Here is a 2151-nt window from a genome sequence, read left to right as displayed (position 1 = left end):
ATAGGCGGCAAGTTCGGTGCGGAACTCCTTGGCGGTCTTGGCGTAGCCGTGGTTATTGTCGGCGCACCAAGCCTTATAAACCTCAAATACTCTGCCAGTGGTGCAGCTATCCTTGATCTTAAGCTGCGGGCGCTCTACTATGCATTCTTGGAAGAAGGCGATCACAGTATTGTTTTCTTCCATATAAGTTTTGCGGGCAGCAGCCACACTCTCCGGTTCGGAAAATACATAGCCGTTTTGGATTACCTGCTTGAGCGCTATAACCGCCTTGTGAACAATCCCGCTGCGCTCGGCATACAACTTGTCCAGCAGCTGCTTGTCCTGTTTTGCAAGTGGGATTACATTGGAGCATTCCACCTGCATGATGCGGTTGTAGACCCAGTGTCCGTCATCGCCGCCGAACTTCGGCAGACGGTTCATGCAGAACCACAGCAGGCCGTTGTAGGTGAACTCAAAGCCGTTATGCCCTTTGAATTCGGCAAACAGGCTGTCGCCGCCAGTGCATTTTTTGAAGGTTTTCAGTTCATCCACCGTCAGGAAACTCATATCGGAACTTCCGGCAAGGCGCTTGTTATAGATGTTGCCCGTCCCGAACCGCGCTTCAATTTCCTTAAGATCGATGCCGATGAAGTTCCCACGCCCGAGTAGGCGTTCAGTCAGGCTTTTTAGCTGCGACTTTCCGGTATCGCCGGGGCCAACCATGAACAGAGCCTTCTTCATCCGCCAGCCTTTGACGTTGGACAGGCATACGCCCATGAATTCCAGGAGCAGGTTTTCAATTTCCTTATCGCCGCTTGTCAGCGCAGCCATGAAATGGTCGAACACCGGAGTGGCGCTCGGACTTCCTGTCCAGTCGCATGGTATCTGTATCGTTGTCAGGATATCCGCGCTATGGGGAAGTATCGCCATATCAGATACCCGCAAGATGCAGTTTTGGAAATTGATGATGTCCTCATTAGCGTTCAGTTCATCATTGGTTTTGAACACAAGATCGGTGGCGATCTGCTGGAACACCTCGCTGACATCGCCCATGCGCAGGAGGTTCTCGTCAAAGCTGGCAATGTATTCTTTAATGACACCCTTGAGCATTTCATCGGCATAAAGCCTGTAGCAGCCGCTTTCATACACATAGCGGAGAACGCCGCCTTTGGCACTGTCCCGCACGAAGATGTACCGCAAATCCTCGCGGATGTGTCTAGCCAGCATAGGACAATTGACCCGCAGCCGTTTGGCGTTTTGGTCATAGTAGATGTAGGGAGGCATTGGCCTGCTCGCAATGTGGAATCTGCCGCTACAGCCAGCAATCGCTTTTTCAATGGTAGCTTTGCGGTAATCATCGCGTTCCCACTTTTCCTCCCGGTACAGTTTGGACTGCCGGAAAAGGGTGTCGATGATACTGACATCCCCGCCTGTGCCGTAAGCCAGAAAGCTGCATAAAGCCAAGTCCGCTTCGGAAGGGCTGGCGTAGCCTGTAATATCCCCATGGTCAAAGAGGGCGATGAACTTCGCGCCGTTCTTCGCTTTTCGCAAAGCGGCAATGACATCAAAATCATCGAAAGCGGCACTGTGGTCAATCTCCGGATTTTTTGCCAAGTCTTTTTTCATATACTTGTCCAGGACGGCTTTGATCGCGTCGGTTTGCTCGGCTACAGGCATTTCATTAATGGTGTTGCCAGTGAAGGTCATGTAGCGATTAGTCAGTCCGCCGAAGTAAATCTCAATGTTGTTGTGTGGGTTTTTGACGTAATATTCCGGGGACAGCTTGCCGTCCGACTGCGGGACTTTGGTTAAGTCCACAGTTGCGATATAGTGGATGCCGTGGCCGCTTGGCGAACGCTCCCCGTAGGTTTTAAGCCGCTGGCTTAATTCTGTGGCGAGGGTATCGTTATCGCTGATGTGGTCAAGGTCAATAACCACGATCCCGGCAGGGATGACAAAGCCTATGCCGTCAAAGGAGCCTTTCTCTTTGGCTGGTGCTGCTTCATTATAGGAAACCCAATCGCCGCTGTATTTCTTGCTTGTCCCAGTCCTGCGCCCTTTAATGGAATACAGTACTTTGGTGCGGCGGCCCTTGACAGCTTCATAACGCCAACATACCCAGATTGGCTCTTGTTTCAGTTTTTCCACTGCCGCCGCCCCCTTTCGACTTAG

1 protein-coding gene is annotated in these 2151 nt (G+C 51.7%); it reads right to left on the bottom strand.

The window, feature by feature from the left end:
- Positions 1-2127, bottom strand: a 2127-nt coding sequence (locus tag C508_RS0117300; protein ID WP_026319593.1) for a phage/plasmid primase, P4 family, incomplete at its 3' end; no start/stop codon positions are given.
- Positions 2128-2151 lie beyond the last annotated feature (24 nt).

The sequence above is a fragment of the Anaeromusa acidaminophila DSM 3853 genome, assembly GCF_000374545.1.
GTDB classification, from domain to species: domain Bacteria; phylum Bacillota; class Negativicutes; order Anaeromusales; family Anaeromusaceae; genus Anaeromusa; species Anaeromusa acidaminophila.
This window is presented reverse-complemented; position numbering and strand designations above follow the sequence as displayed.